This window comes from Pseudomonas mucidolens (assembly GCF_900106045.1).
In the GTDB taxonomy this organism is placed as follows: Bacteria; Pseudomonadota; Gammaproteobacteria; order Pseudomonadales; family Pseudomonadaceae; genus Aquipseudomonas; species Aquipseudomonas mucidolens.
In genome coordinates this window covers 1,977,922-2,000,963 of record NZ_LT629802.1, presented here as the reverse complement: position 1 = coordinate 2,000,963, position 23,042 = coordinate 1,977,922, and the positions used below count along the sequence as shown (strand labels likewise).

At 61.1% G+C, this 23,042-nt stretch carries 19 protein-coding genes, 2 pseudogenes and 2 riboswitches; of the genes and pseudogenes, 5 read left to right on the top strand and 16 right to left on the bottom strand.

All coding sequences use genetic code 11. The features are described 5' to 3' along the window. Window positions 1–36: 36 nt before the first annotated feature. From zapE to BLU75_RS09410, 9 genes are all read right to left on the bottom strand, one after another. Complete coding sequence (zapE, locus tag BLU75_RS09450) at window positions 37–1,143, bottom strand: cell division protein ZapE (protein WP_084380875.1); 1,107 nt, start codon at window positions 1,141–1,143, stop codon at window positions 37–39. Between the two features lie 43 nt (window positions 1,144–1,186). Further along, window positions 1,187–1,528, bottom strand: coding sequence for a nuclear transport factor 2 family protein (locus BLU75_RS09445; RefSeq protein ID WP_084380874.1), 342 nt, complete (start codon window positions 1,526–1,528; stop codon window positions 1,187–1,189). Window positions 1,529–1,580: 52 nt separating this feature from the next. Then, entirely contained in the window at window positions 1,581–2,300 is a 720-nt protein-coding gene (locus BLU75_RS09440; protein WP_084380883.1) for a helix-turn-helix transcriptional regulator, read from the bottom strand. Window positions 2,301–2,455: 155 nt separating this feature from the next. Further along, window positions 2,456–5,113, bottom strand: coding sequence for an aminopeptidase N (gene pepN / locus BLU75_RS09435; RefSeq protein ID WP_084380873.1), 2,658 nt, complete (start codon window positions 5,111–5,113; stop codon window positions 2,456–2,458). A gap of 13 nt (window positions 5,114–5,126) precedes the next feature. Beyond that, window positions 5,127–5,957, bottom strand: coding sequence for a DUF2797 domain-containing protein (locus BLU75_RS09430; protein ID WP_090221431.1), 831 nt, complete (start codon window positions 5,955–5,957; stop codon window positions 5,127–5,129). Continuing rightward, window positions 5,954–6,214, bottom strand: coding sequence for a YeaC family protein (locus BLU75_RS09425; protein WP_084380871.1), 261 nt, complete (start codon window positions 6,212–6,214; stop codon window positions 5,954–5,956). The genes BLU75_RS09430 and BLU75_RS09425 overlap by 4 nt, the downstream gene beginning before the upstream one ends. A gap of 30 nt (window positions 6,215–6,244) precedes the next feature. Next, window positions 6,245–7,114 carry a rhomboid family intramembrane serine protease gene (locus BLU75_RS09420; protein WP_084380870.1) on the bottom strand — a complete coding sequence of 290 codons (870 nt, stop codon included), beginning with the start codon at window positions 7,112–7,114 and terminating at the stop codon, window positions 6,245–6,247. After that, window positions 7,111–8,082, bottom strand: a complete 972-nt coding sequence (locus BLU75_RS09415; RefSeq protein ID WP_084380869.1) for a metallophosphoesterase — start codon at window positions 8,080–8,082, stop codon at window positions 7,111–7,113. Before BLU75_RS09415 ends, BLU75_RS09420 begins: the two co-directional genes overlap by 4 nt. Next, a complete protein-coding gene (locus BLU75_RS09410; RefSeq protein ID WP_084380868.1) occupies window positions 8,082–8,972 on the bottom strand; it encodes an NAD(+) kinase in 891 nt (296 codons plus the stop codon). The genes BLU75_RS09415 and BLU75_RS09410 overlap by 1 nt, the downstream gene beginning before the upstream one ends. A 155-nt stretch (window positions 8,973–9,127) precedes the next feature. On the opposite strand from BLU75_RS09410, the gene BLU75_RS09405 reads away from it, so the two are divergent. Beyond that, entirely contained in the window at window positions 9,128–10,075 is a 948-nt protein-coding gene (locus BLU75_RS09405) for a DUF1853 family protein (RefSeq protein ID WP_084380882.1), read from the top strand. A 29-nt stretch (window positions 10,076–10,104) separates the two neighbouring features. Here BLU75_RS09405 and BLU75_RS27825 read toward each other — a convergent pair. The 5 genes and pseudogenes from BLU75_RS27825 to cobW form a co-directional block, all read right to left on the bottom strand. Then, window positions 10,105–10,194, bottom strand: a pseudogene (locus BLU75_RS27825) (outer membrane lipoprotein carrier protein LolA); the annotation flags it as partial. Window positions 10,195–10,286: 92 nt separating this feature from the next. After that, complete coding sequence (locus BLU75_RS09395; protein WP_084380866.1) at window positions 10,287–10,889, bottom strand: vWA domain-containing protein; 603 nt, start codon at window positions 10,887–10,889, stop codon at window positions 10,287–10,289. Between the two features lie 53 nt (window positions 10,890–10,942). Beyond that, window positions 10,943–11,953, bottom strand: a complete 1,011-nt coding sequence (locus BLU75_RS09390; RefSeq protein WP_084380865.1) for an ATP-binding protein — start codon at window positions 11,951–11,953, stop codon at window positions 10,943–10,945. A gap of 191 nt (window positions 11,954–12,144) precedes the next feature. Continuing rightward, window positions 12,145–15,918, bottom strand: a complete 3,774-nt coding sequence (gene cobN / locus BLU75_RS09385) for a cobaltochelatase subunit CobN (protein ID WP_084380864.1) — start codon at window positions 15,916–15,918, stop codon at window positions 12,145–12,147. A 3-nt stretch (window positions 15,919–15,921) separates the two neighbouring features. Further along, entirely contained in the window at window positions 15,922–16,989 is a 1,068-nt protein-coding gene (gene cobW, locus BLU75_RS09380; RefSeq protein ID WP_084380863.1) for a cobalamin biosynthesis protein CobW, read from the bottom strand. Window positions 16,990–17,082: 93 nt separating this feature from the next. Further along, window positions 17,083–17,284: riboswitch (cobalamin riboswitch) on the bottom strand. 42 nt (window positions 17,285–17,326) lie between these two features. Further along, window positions 17,327–17,553: riboswitch (cobalamin riboswitch) on the top strand. Between the two features lie 95 nt (window positions 17,554–17,648). Between cobW and BLU75_RS09375 the strand changes: the two genes are divergently transcribed. From BLU75_RS09375 to cobM, 4 genes are all read left to right on the top strand, one after another. After that, window positions 17,649–17,837: a CbtB domain-containing protein gene (locus BLU75_RS09375; protein WP_084380862.1), complete on the top strand. Its 189-nt coding sequence runs from the start codon at window positions 17,649–17,651 to the stop codon at window positions 17,835–17,837. An 11-nt stretch (window positions 17,838–17,848) separates the two neighbouring features. Continuing rightward, complete coding sequence (locus BLU75_RS09370) at window positions 17,849–18,550, top strand: CbtA family protein (RefSeq protein ID WP_084380861.1); 702 nt, start codon at window positions 17,849–17,851, stop codon at window positions 18,548–18,550. After that, window positions 18,547–18,960: a cobalamin biosynthesis protein gene (locus BLU75_RS09365; protein ID WP_231982633.1), complete on the top strand. Its 414-nt coding sequence runs from the start codon at window positions 18,547–18,549 to the stop codon at window positions 18,958–18,960. The genes BLU75_RS09370 and BLU75_RS09365 overlap by 4 nt, the downstream gene beginning before the upstream one ends. Window positions 18,961–19,040: 80 nt before the next feature. Beyond that, window positions 19,041–19,787, top strand: a complete 747-nt coding sequence (cobM, locus tag BLU75_RS09360) for a precorrin-4 C(11)-methyltransferase (RefSeq protein ID WP_084380860.1) — start codon at window positions 19,041–19,043, stop codon at window positions 19,785–19,787. Between the two features lie 254 nt (window positions 19,788–20,041). Here cobM and nfuA read toward each other — a convergent pair whose 3' ends face one another. After that, window positions 20,042–20,626, bottom strand: coding sequence for a Fe-S biogenesis protein NfuA (gene nfuA / locus BLU75_RS09355; protein ID WP_057436766.1), 585 nt, complete (start codon window positions 20,624–20,626; stop codon window positions 20,042–20,044). A gap of 93 nt (window positions 20,627–20,719) precedes the next feature. After that, window positions 20,720–23,011: pseudogene (locus tag BLU75_RS09350) on the bottom strand (fatty acid cis/trans isomerase). Window positions 23,012–23,042 lie beyond the last annotated feature (31 nt).

Sequence of the window (23,042 nt, the reverse complement as noted above, 5' to 3'; positions counted from 1 at the left end):
AGTAACAAGCGCGGTGCTCGCCTACTGACCTGGCAGTCATGATTGTCCGAAACGCTGCAACTGCATCTCCTGCAAACGACTGAGGGTGCGACGGAACGCAAAACTCAGATACCCCTCGGTGTAAAGCTCCTCCAAGGGCAGCCTGGCCTCAATGAACAGCGGCACTTTGCGGTCGTAACATTCGTCAACCAGGGCGATGAAGCGCCGGACGCTGTCGTCGTGGACTGATAACGCCGGCAGTTCGCGGTCCCCCGCCTCCACACGCAACGCTGCGTCCTCGGTCCCCCGGGCAATTCGCCCCGGGCGCATTTGCGCGCTCAAGGCCGGAACTTCGCTCAGCAAAATCGCCGTATAGCGATCACACAACTGCATGAAGTCGATGGCGGACAGCGCTTGCTCACACACCTCGGCGTAGCGACACCATAAGACCGTATCGCTGGCTTTCACCACAGCAATGTGGCGCGAGCCGACAACGATGGGGCCATTGCTGCTGGATTGCCCCTGGCTCAAGCCTAGAAACATCTGTGCCAGCGCTTCAGGCTGGTTGACCCAGTAGCGTTGCAGCCGAGTCCCCGGGTGCAAGCGATGATCTTCATCGCCGTCGACAGCCACCACCCGCATATTCGCCTTGAGCGCTTCGATAGCCGGCAGAAAACGTTCGCGATTGAAGCCATCGGCGTATAACTGCTGCGGCGGTTGGTTGGAGGTACAGACCATCACCACGCCTTCTTCGAACATCACCTGAAACAGGCGACCAAGAATGATCGCATCACCGATGTCATTGACGAACAGCTCGTCGAAACACAGTACCCGTACCTCCAGACTCAATTCGCGAGCCAAGGCCTTTAGCGGATCGGGGGTACCGATCAACTGGAACGAGCGTTGGTGCACCCAACCCATGAAGTGATGGAAGTGCTGGCGCCGCGCCGGCACCCGCAAGCTCTGATGGAACTGATCCATCAGCCAGGTCTTGCCACGCCCCACCGGGCCCCACAGATAAACCCCACCGACAGGTGCTCGGCCCTGATGCAAGGCTTGGTGGCAGTCCTGCAAGGCCTGCACCGCCTGACGCTGGGCAGCGTCAGAGACAAAGCCAGCAGTCAGGGCATGTTGATAAGCGGCGAGTGGTGAGTCGAACGTCATACAGGGCAGTATGCCATGATCATCGTCCAGCACGAACGCCGTGCTACGGGGAAATGTCCAGACGCACGATCTGGCCTCGTTCATTGAGCCGAAAGGTGTAGCGCAGTTCCAGCGGGCTTCCGGGAAAACTGCCGCTGACCAGATTGTTCACCAGCACTTTGCCGGTGCGCTGCTGGACATCCAGTATCTGGACTTTCGGCTGATATCGACGTCCGGTGTCTTCCATCCAGCGGGCTATCGCCGCCCTGCCGACCTGGTGCTGACCTTCATCGAAGACATTGGCTTCTTCGGCAAAACACTCAACCACCGCCGAGGCATCGCCAGCATTGGCGGCGGCGATATAAGTCGCAATGGCCGGGGCCAACTGAGAGGTGGGTCTGGACATGCTGACAACTCCTTGTTGATGATTTCTGGAGCCATCCTAAGACAGGTCTGTGTCAATTCTTGTCAGGAGTGAACGGTGCTGACTCATTCTGTTGTTCCATCAGCTTGCGCCATTCTCGCAGCCAGTCGCTGCGTCGTCCCGGATAGCGTTCCCCGTGTTCAGCGGCAGCCGCGATCCGGTCGGTACGGAAGGTACGATAGGCGCCCCGCAACTCGCACCACGCCACAATCACCCGCGCTTCGTTGAGAAAACCCAGGGCCAGCGGCCAGATCAGGCGTTGGCTGGACGTTTGAGCGGCATCCGAATAGTCAATCTGCAACTTGGCCTGGCTGCGAATCGCCTGGCGAAACACGTTGAGCGGCACAGTATTCTGCGGGTATCCATAGCCAGATGGCCCTGGCAGCAACGTCGGGTTGCGCAAAGCCTCCTGGGAGGCGGGATCAAGTACCGCGGCGATTTTTGCCAACGCGTCAGCTGCGGCCTGACTCAAGACCTCATCGCCACGCTGATCGACATAACGCAAGCCCAACACGATGGCTTCAGTCTCGTCGGCGTTGAGCATCAACGGCGGCAGGAACAACCCGCTGCGCAATACATAACCGATCCCCGCCTCACCATGAATCGGTGCGCCCAACGCGGACAGTTCCGCGATATCCCGATACAGCGTGCGCTCGGAAACCTCCAGCTCTGCAGCCAGCACAGCAGCGGTTACCGGGCGTTTCTTGCCACGCAGGACTTGCAACAAGGTCAGTAGACGAGTGGTTCGCGACACGTGCATCACGCTTGGGAGCTGAGAGGTGGCCGCAGCTTATCAGAGAGGATCGTCAGAAAGTGTCAGGAGCACGGCTGCGTGCACAACCGATTAGCCGCCGGTCAAACGCCAACAGTGGCGGCTTGCCTGTCCCCAGCAAGCCGCCGCACACGCCCTTACGCCAGGCTTTTGCTGACCACTTCAAATACATCGCTGGACAGCCCGCCCGCGCCAAGAATGCGCTCCAGTTCGGCCTTCATCAGCGCCTGACGGGCGCTGTCGTATTTGCGCCAGCGCGTCAACGGCGCCAACTGCCGCGAAGCAATCTGCGGGTTGAGGGCGTTCAACTCGATCACCAGATCCGCCAGGAAACGGTAGCCAGCGCCATCGGCGGCGTGGAAGTTGATCAGGTTCTGGCCGGCGAATGCCCCGATCAGCGCACGTACCTTGTTCGGGTTCTTCAGGTTGAACGCAGGGTGTCGCATCAACGTCTTGACCCGCTCCAGGCCGCCGGGCAACGGACTGCCGGCCTGAACGCTGAACCACTGATCCATCACCAGCGGGTTGTCCTTGAAGTTCTCGGCGAACACCGCCAGGGCCTTGGCCTTTTGCTCTTCAAAAGGCGAATTGACCAGTACCGCCAGCGCCGTCAGGCGCTCGGTCATGTTGTCGCAGGTATCGAACTGTTCCAGGGTCGCGTCCAGCACTTCAGGCTTGCCGCTGAGCATCAGGTAGGACAGCGCGATATTCTGCAGGGCACGGCGCGCGAAATGCTCGGCGCTGGCGACATAAGGGGTTTTCCTGGACAGGTCCCGATTGGCCTGGTAACGCAGCCACAGGCTTTCGAACAGGTTGTCGGCCAGTTGCTTGCGCGCAAACTCGCGGGCAGCGTGGATGGCGTCGACATCGGCCACTTCACTGATTTCCGCCAGATAGGCCTCACCCGGCAACGAAAGCATTTCCGCGACCATTGCCTGATCCAGGCTTTCATCGCTCAACACGCTGCGCAGTGCCGTGATCAAGCGCTGATCCAGCACCAGGGTCTTGCCCTGCTGATACTCGGCAATGAGTTCCTGTACGACCTGCACCGACAGTTGCTGGCCCGCCTCCCAGCGATTGAAGCCATCGCTGTCGTGCTGCATCAGGAACATCAATTGGTCGCGGCTGTAAGGGAAGTTCAGCTTCACCGGCGCCGAGAAACCGCGAAGCAGAGAAGGCAGCGGCTGTTCGGCAATATCGACGAAGGTAAAGGTCTGCTCGGCCTCGGTCACCGACAATACGCGCGACGTACCGAGCGCCGCCGCTTCGCCACTCAGGCGCAGCGGCATATCAGCGCCCTTGCCGTCCAGCAGCCCCAGTTCGACTGGAATCACGAACGGCAGTTTTTCCATCTTGTCCGGGGTTTGCGGGCAGCTCTGGCGGAAGGTCAGGCTGTAGGTTTTTGCCGCGCCATCGTAGGACTCGCTTACCGCCAGGCGTGGCGTGCCGGCCTGGCTGTACCAGCGTTTGAATTGTGTGAGGTCGGCGCCATTTGCGTCTTCCATGGCCTTGATGAAGTCGTCGCAGGTCACGGCCTGGCCGTCGTGGCGTTCAAAGTACAGGTCGCTGCCTTTGCGGAAACCTTCGGCACCCAGCAAGGTGTGGATCATGCCGACGACTTCGGAGCCTTTTTCATACACGGTCAGGGTGTAGAAGTTGGAGATTTCGATAAAGCTTTCCGGGCGCACGGCGTGAGCCATGGGGCCGGCATCTTCGGCGAATTGGTGGGTGCGCAGGTAAGCCACATCCTGGATGCGCTTGACCGTCGCCGAGTTCATGTCGGCGGAAAAGCCCGAATCGCGGAACACCGTGAAGCCTTCCTTGAGCGACAACTGGAACCAGTCGCGGCAGGTCACGCGGTTGCCCGACCAGTTATGGAAGTACTCGTGGGCGACGATGGCTTCGACCCGCTGGTGCGCGGCATCGGTGGCGGTTTCGGCCCGGGCCAGCACGGCGCTGGAGTTGAAGATATTGAGGCCCTTGTTCTCCATGGCGCCCATGTTGAAGTCGTTGACCGCGACGATCATGAAGATGTCCAGGTCGTATTCACGGCCATAGACCTCCTCGTCCCAGCGCATGGACTTTTTCAGGCTGCTCATGGCGTGCTGGCACTTGTCGATGTTTTCCGGCTCGACGTAGATGCGCAGGGCCACGGTGCGTTGGGTCATGGTGGTGAAGGTATCTTCAACGCACCACAAGTCACCGGCGACCAGGGCAAACAGGTAGGCCGGTTTCTTGAACGGGTCTTCCCAGGTGGCCCAGTGCCGACCATCGTCGCCAGGACCGCTGGCAATCGGGTTGCCATTGGACAGCAGCACCGGGTAGCTGTGCTGCTCGGCGATGACCGTGGTGGTGAACGTGCTCATCACGTCCGGGCGGTCCAGATAATAGGTGATCTTGCGAAAGCCTTCGGCTTCGCACTGGGTGCAGAACATGCCGCCGGATTTGTACAGGCCTTCCAGGGCGGTGTTGGTTTCCGGGTGAATCCTGACGCTGGTGTCCAGGGTAAAACTGTCGCTGGTCGGCTGCAGGGTCAGTTGGCTATCCGTCAATTGATAGTCGGCGCTGCTCAGTTCCCGGTCGCCCAGGCTGACTGATAGCAACTCCAGCTGCTGGCCATCCAGTACCAATGGCGGCAGGCCTTCGCCACGCTCGGGATTGCGGCGCATTACCAGCTGCGCGTGGACCAGGCTGTGGTCCTCGAACAACTCGAAGGTCAGGTGCGTCTCGTCAATCAGGTAGTCGGGCGCCTGATAGTCCTTTAAATAAATCATCTTCGCTTGTTCGGTGCGCATGCGTCGAATCCTTCTACTGATGCACGGCGAGCTGGTAAGCCGTGTATTTACGAATGTTGATAACGCCGGTGTCGAAGATCAGGTATTGGCCCTTGATCCCCATCAGCGTGCCTTCGGCAATCGGGTTCTTGTCCAGATTGAAGCTGACGATCTTGGCGGGATACTGCTCCACCGGGTAGCGTATTTCGAGCGGTTCGATATCCGTCACGGTTTGGATGGCTTGCAGGCCAAAGCGTTCCTGTAATTGCAGCAACCCGTCGGCGCAGGAGGCAAACAGTTCGTCGCGCACCTGTTTGAGGTCCACGGCAGGCGCGTCGCCCTTGAGCAATGCACGCCAGTTGGTTTTGTCGGCCACCTGGCTGCGCAACACATCTTCAACGAAGCCCGACTGCTGACGCGTGGCCACGCGCATGATCGGCAGCGCCTGGCTCGCGCCCTGATCCAGCCAGCGGGTCGGCAGCTGCGTGGCACGGGTAATGCCGACCTTGATCCCCGACGAGTTGGCCAGGTACACCACATGATCGGTCATGCAGAACTTTTCGCCCCAGGCCGGATCGCGGCAGGTGCCGGCATCGAAATGGCAGCGTTCGGGGCTCATGATGCACAGATCGCACTGCGCCAGTTTAGTCATGCACGGATAGCAATATCCCTGGCTGAAACTGGTCTTGGTCTTGCGTCCGCAATGGGTGCAATGGATCGCTCCCAGGTATTCCAGGCGCACGGTCGTGCCGATCAACGGATTGACCGGCACCTCGCTGTCACCCAGGCGAAAAGCGTATTGAACGGTCGGCGTCCCCAGTTGCGCCGACATCTTGCTGACTGCACCACGGCCAATCTCGATCAATGGATGGCATCCGACTTGAACAGAATATTTTCCACGCTCGTCGACTTCGACTGGCATTCCTGCGGGCCCATGTAACCGGTCCGCTGGTCCTCGGGCAGATTCTGGATTTCCCAGGCGATCATCGCCTGCAGGGACAATTCGCGCTGCTCGGCGCTGAGTTTGCGCCCATCCGACCATTTGCCGATTTCCACGGCGAGCTTGAGGCTCTGGTAAATGTCCGGCGTGATGTTTTCGATCATTTCAGCAAAAGAGGACATAAGACTCTTCCTTAACCCGATAGGTGATATTCAAGAGGTCCGTTTGCGGCGGCTGTACAGCCCGCCCAGCAAACCGGTGAAGCAACCGACGAGCAACCCGCCGACATGGGCCGCATTGGCGATTTCGCCGAAACCGATCATCGAGACCAGGCCCGACAGGCAAAGCAACAGCCATACCAGCATCATCACCAGCACCCCACGGGGCAAGCGATAGGCTGGATTGGGCGAAAGCATCTGATAAATCCAGCAATGCCCGAGCAGGCCATACAAGACACCGGACAAGCCACCAAACAGACCGGGGCCGCCGAACGTGTATTGAGCGTAGTTGGAAACCAGGCTGAACAGCAGCGTCAGGCCGAGCAAGTTGATACTGCCCTGGCGCGACTCGATACGCCGCCCCAGCTCCCAGTACCACATGCCATTCATGGCCAGGTGCAGGATGCCAAAGTGAATCAGCATCGGTGTGACCAGCCGCCACCACTGCCCCGCGGCCAGACTGTCGGCCAGCGGCGTGAAATACAGGTATTCACCGGCGACGCGGAACTGCAGGAACGTCAACCAACTCATGGCCTGCAGGTTGTCGCCCAGCATTGTTGCGGCACCGACGATCAGGCTGAGCAGCAAAATGACGGCGGTCAACGGGCTATGGCGCAGTTGCTGGATAAACCCAGGGCGCTTGACGCCCGGTTGCTGGGGAATATCCAACTGCTGATCCGGGTCGCCGCCCGGAAAACGCTGATACAGGCTACGCACATCGTCGCTGATGGCGTCAGGCACCCACAGCACTTGCTCCCCCGCTTCTTCGCTGACGCGATGGGGCACCTGCATGCGCTGCAAAAGCGTGATAAAGCCGCCCAAATCCACGCTCAGTGGCAAGCGCAATACCGCTACGGTGCTCATGAAATGACCTCCGGACGCTCGACATCGACCCAGACGAACTTGCTCGGGTCGAGGCGGCTTTCCTGATCCAGGCGATAGGCGACCAGCTTGCCGTACAGCACCGCGCTGTAATCCAGGCAAGCCAGATTCGGACGGATCGGCGCTGGTTTGCCGCTGCGCCAGTAATGGCCGACAAACAACAAGGGTTCATCGACGCCATAACGCAGCAGCGAGTTTTTTTCGCTCGACGTCAATGGCGTGCGTGCCACGGGGTCAGGCAAGGCATCCGGCTGAAAGACGATATCACCGTAGGTTTTCGGGTCGTCTTCCCAGAACTTGGTGCGAAAGAACGAGCGCGTCAGGCCATCGCCGCCGGTCAGCGTCAACCCGTGCGGCAGGCGCATGTCCGTGCCGCGCAGCAAACGGTCAAACGCATTGCAGGCAAAACTGCCCGGCACGGCGGCGGCTTGCAAGAAATGCTGGTCGATACAGCCATCCGCGAACGTTGCACGCAGCGGTTCGATAAAGCTGTCGTCCCAGCATGCATGCACCACCCGAAAGCGCCCGGCATCAACGAACAGCGGCATGTCGTAGAACCAGCCGAGAAAATCGTGCCAGTCGTCCGGGTGGTGTTCGAACTGAGTCAGGGTCTCCTGAATCAGCCGTGCGTGACGCGGGTTGTGTTCGCGCACAAACTGCTTGCCGCTGCCCGGTGGGGCCGGCGTCGTCCAGCCGAGGGCATTGAATTCATGGTTGCCCATGAGGCACAGCGCCTGGCCGGCTTCGGCCATGTCGTGGACGATATGCAGCGCCTCGCGGATACGCGGGCCACGGTCGATGATATCGCCGAGGAACACCGCCATTCGTGATGGGTGGCGCCAGGCGCCGCCTTGCTTGTGATAACCCATTTGGTCGAGCAAGTGCTCAAGGGTATGAGCACAACCATGCACGTCACCAATCAGGTCGTAGCTACGCGCGGGATCGAGCATCAGTCGCCTCCACCCCCCAAGCGGCTGCCCCAGCCCAGCTTGGTCCGGCAGACTTCGTAGTAGTTGTGGTCCAGCGGGTGGATCAACCGCAGTTTCTGCGCTTTTTTGCTCACAGTGATCGTGTCACCCGGCGCGCAGGTGAAGTGATTCTGCCCGTCGCAGGAGACTTGCGGGTAAATCTGCATGTCTTTGGAGACCACGATTTTCAACTCACTGTTGCCGTCGACCACGATGGGCCTGCTGGACAACATATGGGGGTACATCGGCACGATCACAATGGCGTCGAGCTTGGGATGCATGATCGGACCACCCGCCGACAGCGCGTAGGCGGTTGACCCGGTGGGCGTGGCGACGATCAGGCCATCGGCCTTCTGGCTGCAGACAAACTGGCCGTCGATATACAGTTCGAACTCGATCATCCGCGTCGACTTGCCAGGGTGCAGCACCACGTCATTCAGGGCATCGCCCTGGCCGATGGCTTCGCCGTGGCGGCGTACTTCGGCCTGCAGCAGGAAACGGTTATCCACCAGATAATGACCGTCGAGGACCTTGGCCACTTCCACTTCCAACTCGTCGGGGCGGATATCCGTGAGAAAACCCAGGCTGCCCCGATTGATCCCCAGCACCGGCACATTATGCCGCGCCAAGGCCCGGGCCGCGCCCAGCAGGCTACCGTCGCCACCGACCACGATCACCATGTCGCACACTTCACCGAGCATCTTGCGCGACGACGTCTGCAGGCCGTGGCCGGGCAGAATCTCGGCGATGGTGTCTTCGAGGATCACATGCAGGTGGCGCTCGAGCAGAAACGTTTTCAGCCGGCGGACGGTGTCCAGCACTTGGGTACTGCCCAAGCGACCGATGATGCCGATATTGCGAAATTGCTCCATGGGGCTCCTGCGAGGGTCGGGGTCTGGCAAAAAGAACGATTATGGGCGAAAGGCGCCGTTAGACAAAATCCTTTGTGCCCGAGCGGCCCAGACGCCAGCGGTTTTGCATGCCACCGGCGATCCCGCACTGGCGCGTAAACGGCTATGCTCGCAGCATGACTTTGTTCGCTGACTTGCAGCACTTGCCCCGTCAATTGCGTCACCCTGAGGTGCGTGATCTGGCGTGGGTGATCATTGCACCGCCAATGCTCGCACAAACGCCCTGGCCGCAACGTCATCCGCTGGCGGGCAGCGACTGGGTGCAGGCGCCCGATCAACTGGAGCGCTGGCTCAGGCAGCTGGACCACGACAGTCACCTCCTTCAGCACTGGTTGAGCCAGGCCCGCACCCGACGCCTGGGCCTGTATTACGAGCGATTGTGGCAATTTGCCGTGCAACACGCACCCGGTGTCGAGTTGCTGGCGGCCAACCTGCCCATTCGCCAAGCCGGCCACACCCTGGGCGAGCTGGACATGCTGCTGCGAGACCGTGACGGGGCGCACCACCTGGAACTGGCGATCAAGCTCTATCTGGGCCCGCAGGATGGCCACGGCCAGGACTCGGCGCAGTGGCTGGGACCGGGCTGCCACGATCGCCTCGACCGCAAGCTGGCGCATCTGGTCCAGCATCAGTTGCCGATTTCTGCACGTCCGGAAAGCCGTGAAGTGCTGGCGGCGCTGGATATCCGCCAGTTCGATGCGCAACTGTGGTTGGGAGGCTATTTGTTGTATCCGTGGCCCGGCCAGGCCGAGCCGCCAATGGGCGCCCACCCCAGGCATCTGCGAGGGCGTTGGTTGCATCAGCGCGACTGGCTGGACTTTGTCAGGGGCAGTCCGCCGGGTCGCTGGCAACCTCTGCCGCGGCATGCCTGGCTGGCCCCCGCTCACTACGAGGCAAATGAGGTGTGGAGTGATGAGCGGATGCAAGGGTGGCTGGCGGACCTTGATCCGATGGCGCCGGCGCAGTTGTTGGTGCGGCTGGTTCAGAACGGTGAGGATTGGGAAGAAGCCGAGCGCTTGTTTCTGGTGGCGGACCTTTGGCCGAATGTGCCGGGGGCGGGTTGAGTCTTGTGGAGAGGTCGCCTTCTAACTTCTAATGTAGGAGCGAGCTTGCTCGCGAAAAACCTGAGGGCGCCTCGGGGTAGCAGATTTTCCGCGTCATCGTTGACGATCTTCGCGAGCAAGCTCGCTCCTACAAGGGGGGAATTCGGTCGCAAAAAACAGCACGCCGTGCTGTTGATTTTGATCTTGGGCACCCATGCCGACAACCCAAGCTCTAGAGCGTATCGATATGCCGATAATCAACCCCCAACCCGGCTGCAAGCACTTGACCCCGGCCCAACCTGATCGGTCCCCGCTCGATATCCACCAACAATCCCGGACAGTCCAAATCCGGTAACCCGGAAATATCCTTGAGTCGCCCATCGGTCACCACCAGCAACCGCTGGCGCTCCGCCGGATAGCGCTTGCGTCGACCCCGCAACCAATGCCCGGCCTCAGCCAACGCCCCGAGCAACGGCGTGCCGCCACCAGCGCCGAGCCCTTCCAGCCAACTCGCCAAACCTTTCGCGGCCTTCAATCCCTGCACGTGCCATTGGGGCGATTGGCCGCTGACCGTCAACAGTGCCATTCGCGCGCGCTGCCGATAAGCATCGTCAAACACTTGAGCCAGTAAACCCTTGGCATCACGCAACGCCTGATGGCGGCGGGTGGAGGCCGAGGCGTCGACAATCACCAGCCATAGCTCATGGGGCGAGCGGCTGCGCAGTCGATACACCACATCTTCCCGGCGTTGCGGACGTCCAGCCAGCAAGGTACCCGGCCAATTGATCGCGCCTTCGACGCTGTCGCGCGCCGGCCCTTGCCTGCCCTTGTGCAATCGGCCCGCCTTGGGCCGGGCATCCGCCCCCGCGTCAGGTCGAGGACGAATGCCTAGGGCTTTTTTGGCCAGTTGGGTACTTCCCGTCGTGCGCCTGTGGGCAACGCGGGTGCGGGCATTTCACCCCATTGGCCCTGCCCCTGGCCTTGCCCTTCAGGGCGCTTCAAGGGCGGTGTCGCTGGTGTTGCATCGGGCGGGCTCGCGGGGGACGATTGTTCCTGGCGTCGGTGACGCAAGGCGAACTCCGCTACCGCGTCGATATCCTCCCCGCTGATCGCTGTCGCGCCGCGCCATGCGGCATGGGCACGCGCGCCGCGCAGCCACACCAGGTCCGCACGCAACCCATCGACGCCCGCCGCAAAACAACGCTCAGTAATCTGCGTCAATGCATGGTCATCCAGCGCAATGCTGTCCAGCGCTGCGCGTGCCTCGGTGCAACGCTGGCGCAGTGCTGCTTGGGGACCTGCCCACTGCGTGCAGAAACCCTGTGCATCGCTGTCAAAGTCCAGCCGTCGACGGATGATCTGCCCGCGTTCGTCGGGCAGCGTCCGGCCACTCAACGCCACGCTGAAACCAAATCGATCAAGCAATTGCGGGCGCAACTCACCTTCTTCGGGGTTCATCGTGCCAATCAGTACGAAACGCGCTGAATGCCGGTGGGAAATACCGTCGCGCTCAATCAGATTGATACCGCTCGCGGCGACATCCAGCAGCAGGTCCACCAAGTGATCGGGCAACAGATTGACTTCATCGACGTACAACACGCCACCATCGGCCTTGGCCAGTACACCGGGAGAAAATTGCGCGCGTCCTTCGGCCAATGCCGCGTCAAGGTCAAGCGTGCCCACCAGGCGCTCTTCGGTGGCGCCCAGCGGCAGCGTGACGAACTGCCCGCTGGCTAGCAAATCCGCCAGGCCGCGGGCCAGTGTGGACTTGGCCATGCCACGTGGGCCCTCGATCAACACGCCACCGATCTTCGGGTCGATGGCAGTGAGGCACAGCGCCAGTTTCAGGTTGTCGGCGCCCACTACGGCAGACAGTGGGAAATGAGGTGTATCGTTCATTGCTGAGTCTCAGTGGGTTGCTTTTTTGTGGTGGGGCAGGCGGATCGCCCCCCTCACCCTAACCCTCTCCCCAAAGGGGCGAGGGGACTTGCCGATGTGTGCAAAAAAAATGAGCGACCTGAACGACCGAGTCGATTATAGATTCAAAGAAAATCGCTCACGTCGTAGTAAGTGCATCTTCCAAAACCACCTCAACCCTCTTCCTCTATATCCAACAACACATTCTCCAGCGCCTCTCGATAGGCTCCCGGGTCCTGCCACATACCGCGCTGCTGGGCTTCCAGCATGCGTTCGGTCATGTCGCGCAAGGCATCGGGGTTGTGCTGTTGGACAAACGCGCGGGTGTCGGGGTCGAGTAAATAGGCATCGGCCAGCAATGCATATTGATGATCGTCGATCAGCGCCGTGGTGGCATCGAAGGCAAACAAATTGTCCACGGTCGCGGCCATCTCGAACGCACCTTTATAGCCATGGCGCTTGACCCCTTCAATCCACTTGGGATTGGCTGCCCGCGAACGAATCACCCGGTTCAGCTCTTCCTTTAACGTACGAATTTTTGGCAGGTCCGGCTGGCTATGATCGCCATGATAACTGGCAGCCTGGGTCCCGCTCAGGGTTTCCACGGCAGCGAGCATGCCGCCCTGGAATTGGTAGTAATCATTGGAGTCGAGCAGGTCGTGCTCGCGATTGTCCTGGTTCTGCAGCACCGCTTGTATCTGGCTCAGGCGCCGGGCGAATGGCTCGCCCGCGGCGCTGCCTTCGTCGCTGCCGCCATAGGCATACGCGCCCCAGTCCAAGTAGACCCGCGCCAAATCCGCACGACTTTGCCACAAGCGCCCATCGATCGCGCCCTGCACGCCTGCACCATAGGCGCCGGGTTTTGCTCCGAAGATCCGCCAGCCGGCCTGTTTAGCTGCCGTGTCCTCATCCAGCCCGGACCGGCACAAAGCCTCACGCTCGCTGCGCACCTTGGCGGCCAGCGGGTTCATGTCATCCGGTTCATCCAACGCCGCCACGGCTTGCACCGCCGCATCGAACAGGCGGATCAGGTTGGCAAACGCGTCGCGGAAAAAGCCGGACACCCGCAAAGTGACATCAACTCGCGGGCGGTCGAGCAGGCTCAGTGGCAGGATCTCGAAGTCATCCACCCGTTGACTGCCGGTGGCCCATACCGGACGCACGCCCATCAGTGCCATGGCCTGGGCGATGTCATCACCGCCGGTGCGCATGGTGGCGGTGCCCCACACCGACAAGCCCAGTTGGCGCAAGTGATCGCCATGGTCTTGCAGATGCCGTTCCAGAATCAGGCTTGCCGACTGAAAGCCAAGGCGCCAGGCGGTGGTGGTCGGCAGATTGCGCACGTCCACCGAGAAAAAATTGCGCCCGGTGGGTAGCACATCCAGGCGCCCACGGCTCGGCGCGCCACTGGGGCCGGCCGGTACAAAACGCCCGGCCAGAGCATCCAGCAAACCGCGTATTTCTGCCGGCCCACAGGCGTCCAGGCGTGGTGCGAGCACACTGCGCACGCTGTCCGTCACCGCCTTGACGTCTTGCCAGCCAGGCTCATCGAGTTGCGCGACCACCCCTTCTAGGCTGTGTTCGATCAAGCTCGTCGCGTACAACTCCAGACGCTCGCGGGTGTCGCCCGCCGTGCGCCATAACTGTGAGTCAATCTTCTGCAACGCCTCGGGACGGCGCCCGGTCCAGGGTTCGGCCAAGGCGCAATCCAGTGGATCGAAGTCCAGTTCGAAGGCTTTGGCCAGGACCCGCAGCAGACTCGCTTGCGGGCCTCGGCCGTCGCCACGGGGAATGCGCGACAGCGCCAGCAAGGTGTCGATACGCAACCGACCTGCGGGGGACTCGCCGAAGATGTGCAGGCCGCCGCGGATCTGCGATTCCTTCAGGTCGCACAGGTAAGTGTCCAGGCGTGGCAGCCAGATCGCCGCGTCGGCGTCGCTGTCGAGGTCGGCATCGAGCATCAGTTCCTGGTCGATACGCGTCTCGCGTACCAGTCGCAGAATGTCTTTTTGCAGCTCCCTGGCACGTCGTGGGTCGAGCAACTGCGCTTCGTAATACTCATCGGCCAACAGCTCCAGATTACGCAATGGCCCGTAGGTTTCAGCGCGGGTCAGCGGTGGCATCAGGTGATCGATGATCACTGCCTGGGTGCGGCGCTTGGCCTGGGCGCCCTCGCCCGGGTCATTGACAATAAATGGATAGATATTGGGCAGCGGGCCGAGCAGCACATCCGGCCAGCAACGCTCGGAAAGTCCAACGCCCTTGCCCGGCAGCCACTCCAGGTTGCCGTGCTTACCCACATGAATCAGCGCATGGGCGCCGTAGGCCTGGCGTAACCAGAAGTAGAAGGCCAGATACGCGTGGGGTGGCACCAGGTCCGGGTCGTGATACACCGCGCTGGCGTCCACCTGATAGCCGCGGGCGGGCTGAATACCGACAAAGGTCAGGCCAAAGCGCACGCCGGCGATCATCAGGCGGCCGTCACGGAACATCGGGTCATGCTCCGGCGTGCCCCAGCGCGCCAACACTGCGGCGCGATTGGCTTCGGGCATCTGATTGAACAGGGCGTCGTAGTCGTCCAACCCCAGACTTTGATGGCAGGGGCGCAGGTCCAGGCTGTCGAGGTCGTTGCTCACGCCACCCAGCAGTTGCTGAATCAACGCCGTGCCGCTGTCCGGTAACACCTGCGGCAGCGGATACCCTTCGGCTTGCAGCGCACGGAGAATATTCAACGCGGTGGCCGGGGTGTCCAGGCCCACGCCATTGCCGATGCGGCCATCACGGGTCGGGTAGTTGGCGAGAATCAATGCGATGCGCTTTTGCGGGTTTGGCACCTGTGCCAGGTCAACCCAACGCCGCGCCAGTTCAGCGACAAAATCCATGCGTTCCGCTACAGCCCGATAGCACACCACGTCCGACTGACTGCGCTCGCTGCGCCAGGCAAGGTCCTTGAAGCTGATGGGCCGGCTAATGATGCGACCGTCCAGCTCTGGCAAAGCAATGTGCATCGCCAGGTCACGCGGACCAAGGCCCTGCTCGCTGGCTCGCCAACCCGGCTCATTGTCCTGGGCACAAATCGCCTGGATCACCGGTATATTGCGCCGAAACGGCCGTAGATGCGGCGCTTCAGGGCTGGACTGGGCAAAACCGGTGGTATTCAGAATCACCGATGCCTGGACTTCATCCAGCAGGTCCTCAACCACCGCGAGGCAGCCGGGCTCCTTCAAACTGGCCACCGCCATCGGCAACGGGTTGAGTCCCGAAGCCTGCAAGCGCTGGCAAAACACATCAATGAAGGCGGTATTGGCCGCCTGCAAATGCGAGCGGTAGAACAACACCGCCGCCACCGGACGCTCGGCTTGCCAGTCCGCCTGCCAATCGCTCAGCCCGGCATGGGCGTGGCGTGGATGATAAATCGCTGTGCGCGGCAGGATCTGCGGTTCGCACCAGGGGTAAGCGCGGCCCAATTGGCCGGCTGCCAGGCAGCCATAAAAATTCAACGCATTGCCCAGACCGCCTTGGCGCAGGAACTGCCACAAGCGATCGCGCGTCTCGGCATCGACGGTGCTCAGGCTGCTGAGTTCCGGGTCGGGCCGGTCATCGCCTGGCACCAGAATCAGTTGTACGCCCTGCTCCGCCAGTTCCACCAGACGCTGAATGCCGTAGCGCCAGTACCCAATGCCGCCATGCAGCGAAATCAGGATGAGCTTGGCATGGCGCAGCACCTCGTCGACATACAGATCGACCGACGCATGATTCTGCACCTGCATCGGATTGGCCAGGCGCAGGCTCGGATAATCCTCGGGCAACTGCCGCGCCGCCTCCGCCAGCAATGCCAGACTGGAGTCGCCACTGCACAGGATCACCAACTCGGCTGGGGTCTGTCCGAGGTCGGCGATGTTGTCATCGGCAACGAATCCGCCGGGCTGGGTCCTGAGCAGGTGCATGATTTAAACGCTGAGGGCGGCGCGCAACTGCGCTTCGAGACCCGCCGCATCCAATGTCTGGCCGATCAACACCAACCGCGTGGTGCGGGCTTCATCAGCCCCCCAGGCGCGGTCGAAATGCTTGTCGAAACGCGTCCCGACGCCCTGGATCAGCAGGCGCATCGGCTTGCCGGGAATCGCGGCGAAGCCTTTCACGCGCAGGATTCCGTGCTGCACCACCAGTTGCGTCAAGGCATCGAGCAGCAGCGCTTCGTCGGCCTGCGGCAGGTCAATGGAGATGGAGTCGAACGCATCGTGATCATGTTCATGATCGTCTTCACCTTCGTGATGATGATCATGATGGCTATGGCGCGCGTCGATATGTGCTTCGGAACCGGCACCAAGGCCGATCAGCACATCCAGCGGCAGGCGACCGCTGCTGGCTTCGATGACTTTCACCGCCGGCGGCAGTTCGTGCGCCACTTCCAGGCGTACGCGGGCCAGGTCTTCAGGGCTGATCAAGTCGGTTTTGTTGAGGATCACCAGGTCGGCACTGGCCAACTGGTCGGCAAACAATTCGTGCAGCGGCGACTCATGGTCCAGGTTCGGGTCCAGCTTGCGCTGGGCATCGACCTGATCCGGGAACGCGGCGAAGGTACCGGCCGCCACGGCCGGGCTGTCGACCACGGTGATCACCGCGTCAACGGTGCAGGCGCTGCGGATTTCCGGCCACTGGAAGGCTTGGACCAGAGGTTTTGGCAGGGCCAGGCCCGAGGTTTCGATAAGGATGTGATCGAGGTCGCCACGACGAGCCACCAACTCCCGCATCACCGGAAAGAACTCTTCCTGGACGGTGCAGCACAGGCAGCCGTTGGCCAGTTCGTAGACCCGACCATTGGCTTCTTCTTCGGTGCAACCGATGGCGCACTGCTTGAGAATCTCACCGTCGATGCCCAGTTCACCGAACTCGTTGACGATCACCGCGATGCGACGACCTTGCGCGTTGTCCAGCATATGGCGCAGCAAGGTGGTTTTGCCTGATCCGAGGAAGCCGGTAACGATCGTGACGGGGAGTTTGGCCAGTGTTTTCATCGAATGCCCTTTAGGGCGGGCATACGGGACGACTGGTCCTGCGGCGGCGCGCAGAAACGAAATTCGTCACCGGATCACCCCGCCCGGTTGAAATGGAAAATCAGTTGCGAGGCAGGTCTCCTGGCTTGGGGCTTGCCGCTCTTTCGAGCGACGCTGGCTGCGCCTTCCCGCCGGGTTCCGGCAGTGGCGTGGCAGGCAGATAAACCCTTTACAGTTGCGGGGGCAGCCGCGGCATTGACCGCGTTCCCTTCTTAGCTTCGACCTCGGCCGAAGAACCTCGAAGCTGCAAGGCTACAGGGGCTCGGGCCATTTGACTACCATCCCCGGGCCATGCTCTCCTACGCATCTTGTTTCGGGTGCCCTTCACAGGGTGAAACGGGAAACCGGTAAACCCTGAGCTTTTTTTCAAGGCTCAGGACCAGTCCGGTGCTGCCCCCGCAACGGTAAGCGAGCGAAGTGTCAAATCCACTGTGCCAGCGGCATGGGAAGGTGACGCTTTTCGGGATGACTCTTTCCAGAGCCCCCCTCGCAAGCCCGGAGACCGGCCCGATCATTCAATAACAAACCCGCGGTGGGCGGGCGCTGTTCCGAACCCTGCGTGCCCGGCTCGCGGGGTTTGCATGCGCTCGTTTCACCCTGTCACTCGAAAGGGACGCGCCATGTCGATCATCAGCAGCACTTCGCCTACCGCCAGCAGCACCGCCACCTTAAGTCAGCGCCTGACCGCAGCCATTGGGGCGTCGATCCTCGGTGTGTGCCTGGTGTACTTCGCCGGGTTCTCGCACATCGAGGCCGTCCACAACGCTGCCCACGATACGCGCCACAGCGCCGCCTTCCCGTGCCATTGAGAGCTGTCGACATGATCAAGCGAATCGCCCAAACCGCCGGTTTTACCGGTCTGCTGGCCGCACTGTTGCTGACCTTGCTGCAAAGCCTGTGGGTTGCCCCGCTGATTATCCAGGCGGAAGCCTATGAAAGCGCCCCGGCCGCCAGCGAGGTCCACGAACACGCCGCAGGCACCGCGGCCCACAGCCACGACGCCGAAGCCTGGGCCCCGGAAGACGGCTGGCAGCGTGTGTTGTTCACCACGGGCAGTAATCTGGTGGTGGCGGTGGGGTTCGCACTGTTGCTTGCCGGCCTGTACACCCTGCGTGCACCGACTCGCACGGCCCAGGGTTTGCTCTGGGGACTGGCCGGTTACGCCACGTTTGTGCTGGCGCCGACGTTGGGCCTGCCACCGGAATTGCCGGGCACCGCCGCGGCGGATCTGGCGCAACGGCAACTCTGGTGGATCGGCGCTGCTGCCTCCACCGCCGTGGGTATCGCACTGATCGCGTTTGGTCGTCATTGGCTACTGAAAATCCTGGGCGTGGCGATTCTGGCGGTGCCCCATGTGATTGGCGCGCCACAACCGCTGATGCACTCGATGTTGGCGCCTGAAGCCCTGGAAACGCAGTTCAAGATCGCCTCGCAACTGACCAACGTTGCGTTCTGGCTGGCCCTGGGCTTGATCAGCGCCTGGCTGTTTCGCCGCAATCCCGACACTCAGTACGCGGCATGATGCCAGACAGCACCACGCCGATCCTGGTGGTCGGCCTGGGTTGCCAGCGCGGTTGTGACGTCGACACCCTGCTCGCTCTGTTTCACACCGCCCTGGATGCCGAGGGAATCGATCCGCGGCGCATCAACGCGCTCGCCAGTATCGAGCACAAACGCGATGAGCCGGGGTTGCTCGCACTGGCCAATGTTCTCCGGCTGCCGTTGCAGTTTTTCGCTGCCGAGCAATTGGCGGTCTACGACACCCGGCTAAGCCACCGTTCGGCGCTGGCGTTTACCCACACCGGTTGCCACGGCATCGCCGAAAGTGCCGCCCTGGCCCTGGCCGAGCAGTTGTCTGGGTGCCCTGCCCGGCTGTTGATCACTCGCCAAAAAAAACTTCAGGCGACCTTTGCCTTGGCGTACGCCGGCTAAACGCCGGATAATCCCTTGTTTGATCATGAGCAATCTTCATCTGGAGCCTTGCCCGCCTGCTTTTTCACAGGAATCCATTCATGACCGTCTTCTTCATCGGCGCTGGCCCCGGCGATCCGGAACTGATCACCGTCAAAGGCCAACGGCTGATCCGCAGTTGCCCGGTGATCATCTACGCCGGCTCCCTGGTGCCAGCCGCAGTGCTGGAAGGGCATCAGGCCGAACAGGTGATCAATAGCGCCGAGTTGCACCTGGAGCAGATCATCGACTTGATCAAAGACGCCCACGGCAAAGGTCAAGACGTGGCACGGGTGCATTCCGGTGATCCAAGTCTATATGGCGCGATTGGTGAGCAAATTCGACACTTGCGGGCGCTGCAGATTCCCTTCCAGATCATTCCGGGAGTCACGGCGGTGGCGGCCTGCGCGGCGCTGCTGGAGAGTGAGTTGACCCTGCCGGATATCGCTCAGAGCGTGATTTTGACGCGGTATGCGGACAAGACCACGATGCCCGCGGGGGAAAGCTTCGCCAGCCTGGCGCAGCATGGCACCACCATGGCGATTCACCTTGGCGTCAGTCACATGCAGAAGATTGTTGCTGAGCTGTTGCCCTATTACGGCGCCGATTGCCCGATCGCCGTGGTGCACCGCGCTACATGGCCGGATCAGGATTGGGTGGTGGGTACGCTGGCGGATATTGCCGAGAAAGTAGCGGCGAAAGGCTTCAGGCGTACGGCTTTGATTGTGGTGGGCCGGGTACTCGCCAGCGATAGCTTCAGCGAGTCATCGCTGTATCGCGCAGGGCACGCGCACCTCTATCGTTCCTGACAAAGAAACGCAACGAGGCCCTCGCCTTCTGCGGCGCGCATAAAAAACGACGCCCCGCGTAATGCTGATCAGTTAAGGGAACGCCAACTACTGTAGGAGCGAGCTTGCTCGCGAAGCACTCATAGGCGCCGCGTTTATTCAGGAAAAACGCGTTATCGTTGACGTTTTTCGCGAGCAAGCTCGCTCCTACAGAAAAGGCTTAACTGACCGGCATTACGCAGAGCGTCGTTTTTTGTTTGCAGCGAACGTCTTACTCAGTAGTAGGCGTTTTCTTTCTGCGTGTGATCGGTCACGTCGCGCACGCCCTTGAGTTCGGGAATCCGCTCCAGCAACGTGCGCTCGATACCTTCACGCAACGTCACATCGGCCTGGCCGCAGCCCTGGCAACCACCGCCAAACTTCAGTACGGCGATACCGTCATCGACCACATCGATCAAGCTGACCTGACCGCCGTGGCTGGCCAGTCCCGGGTTGATTTCGGTCTGCAGGTAATAATTGATGCGTTCGTTGATCGGGCTGTCGGCATTGACGTTCGGCACCTTGGCGTTGGGCGCCTTGATGGTCAATTGGCCGCCCATGCGATCAGTGGCGTAATCGACCACCGCATCGTCAAGGAAGGCTTCGCTGAACGCGTCGATATAGGCAGTGAAGCTCTTGAGACCCAGCGCAGTGTCTTCGGGTTTTTCTTCACCCGGCTTGCAATAGGCAATGCACGTCTCTGCGTACTGGGTACCAGGCTGGGTGATAAAGACGCGAATGCCGATGCCCGGGGTGTTCTGCTTGGACAGCAGATCAGCCAGGTAATCGTGGGCGGCGTCGGTAATGGTTATGGCAGTCATGGAAACTCCTCACAGGCTTGCCGGCAGTTTACGCCAATCCTTGGGATGGCACAAAGTCCTAGTATTTTTGTCGGGAAAGGCCGCGGCGCGCAATCACAGGTTCTCATAGCGATTCATATCCAGTACGCCCTCTTCCACTGGCGTCGTTTCACGGATGTAGCGCGACAGATCGTGGAAGTACCGCCAAAATTGCGGATGACTACGGCGTATGCCCCAGCGCTCGACAATTCGCTCAAAACCCTGGGGGTCCTTGGCCCGCTGCATATCCTCGACAAACTCGGGTACTTCTTCGGCTGGAACGTTGAACATAAAGTTCGGATAACTGCTCAGCACTCCCGGATAGATCGTCAGGGTGTCCAGCCCAGGCTGATAGCGATAGGCTTCGCCGAGCATAAAAGCCACATTGCTATGCGCGCGGTTACGCAACAGGCTGTACACCTCACGCGTGCCGCTACGGGTTTCGACACGCAGCATTGTCGCTTCCGGCAACTGCTCGATCACCTTGAGCCCCGCCGCCGGCCTGGAAGTCAGGCGACTCAGGGCTTGTTCGGCATCGCGCAGCGCCGGATCGATGCCGGGCCGCGAGCAATACGCGCTGATGCAGCGGTTGATCGGGTCCGGCCTGACATTCAGGGCACCCGAGCGGGCCAGCAATTGCGTGGCGAAGTCGCGCTTGGGGGATGTCTCGTCCAGTTTCAGTCCGCTTGGCTTGTCATCATCAATGGCTTCGTAATCCAGCCACAACTTGACCTTGCCGCTGTTCTGGTACCAATCGTCGAGGAACCCCTCGCGAGAGTCGGCCGGCATCAGGCGCAGGAAATTCTGCTCGGCGCCGTTGCGGATCAGATCGAAATACAAGCGCGTCTGCGCCTGATGAGAGACATTACCGAACACATCAAAGTTGACCGCCAACTGATAGTAAGTGCGCTCCAGCAACGGGTAATCGAACAGCCACATCGTCTGCGGCACTTCGCCAACCAGGCCTTTCATCACCGAGGCACTGTCGAAGTGGCGGAAGATGCTCAGCAGCGCATTGTCATTGCCCATCCACAAATCCGACCAATCGGGTGCTGGCAGATCGGCGTAGTTGTCACGGCGCAAGGCCTCGTATGCGTTGCGTTTGTCGCGATAGGCCAGCCACAGGCCCAACACGCTGCCCACGTCATCGTTCTGCCCGGGCATCGCCAGCAATGGCGTGGCCTGGCCGCGAAAACGCGCATCGGTGATGTACAAGTCGTGATCCGGGTCCTAGAACAAGGTCCAGAAGTTGTCGCGAATCACGTCCGTGGCAATCTGCCCACGGCACACCGGCCCGCGAATAAAGGTGCGCACGAAGTATTCGGCGTTATCAAGCATGAACTGATAACGCGCCCTGGCCGGGATCGCCTCGAAGGTCTCGAACGGGTTCGCCCTGCGCCCCGGCCCGTAACCGGGCAGTGCCGTGACTTGCCAGTCGCCGCTATAGAACAACGACTTGATGCGTGCCATTTTATCGGCACTGAACGGGTACGTGATGTGGGTCTTGTGGACGATGACCCCTTGTACCGGCCACAACCGGTAGTAAACCTGGGTGCCTGGGTCGTCGTTCGGTCGACGGGTATTGATCAGGTCGATGGGCTGACCGCTCGGCGTGCGCGAACGCACCCACTGGAAAAAATGCCCTGGCTCGCCGTCTTCGAAGTAGATGTGGGCAAGGAACAAATGCTCGTACAACCAGCGCGCCACCAGGCTTTCCCGGGCACCATGTTGGTTGAGCAGGTTTTCCCATTGCCGTACCTGCACGGTTTCGGTGGCACTTGGAGCCAGGCTTTGCTCATCAATAGGCGCGCCGGACGCCAGCCAGCGTTGCAGGGTCTGGTATTGCTGATCGGTCAGGCCGGTGACGGCAAGGGGCATGCCTTCCTTGGGATGGGCACCCGCGTACGCTTCAAATTCCCCCGGTAGCGGGCACATGTTTTGCCGATTCAGACCCAGCACAATCTCCGCGGGCAGCTTGGCATTGGGCGCCAGAGGCGTGCGGTGTCCCAAGTCCAGCATACGCGCCATCAAGGCTGCCTGACTGTGTTGGGCGTCCAGCACAGAGTAAAAGCCCTTCCGTTGCCAGTCTGTTTTACCCATCGCGTCATAAAACAAGCGGGTAGTCGGCGCGGCTCGGCTGCGCTCGCCGTCGTACACCGGCATTTTGCTCGCCCCACGTGTCGCGCCCTCAGCACTGCCCAGGTTGAGCTGGCAGGCCGAGTCATAGCACGCGTGGCAGGCCACGCATTTCTCCGTGAAGATAGGCTGAATATCACGGGTATAGGAAATCGCCGGAGCGGTGCCTTGTGCCTGTGCAGAGCTGGCGATCAAGGCCAGGGCGGCGCTGAGGATGAGGCGAAGTGACATGTATCCAGTCCCGGTGCAATGCGTGCGCTGA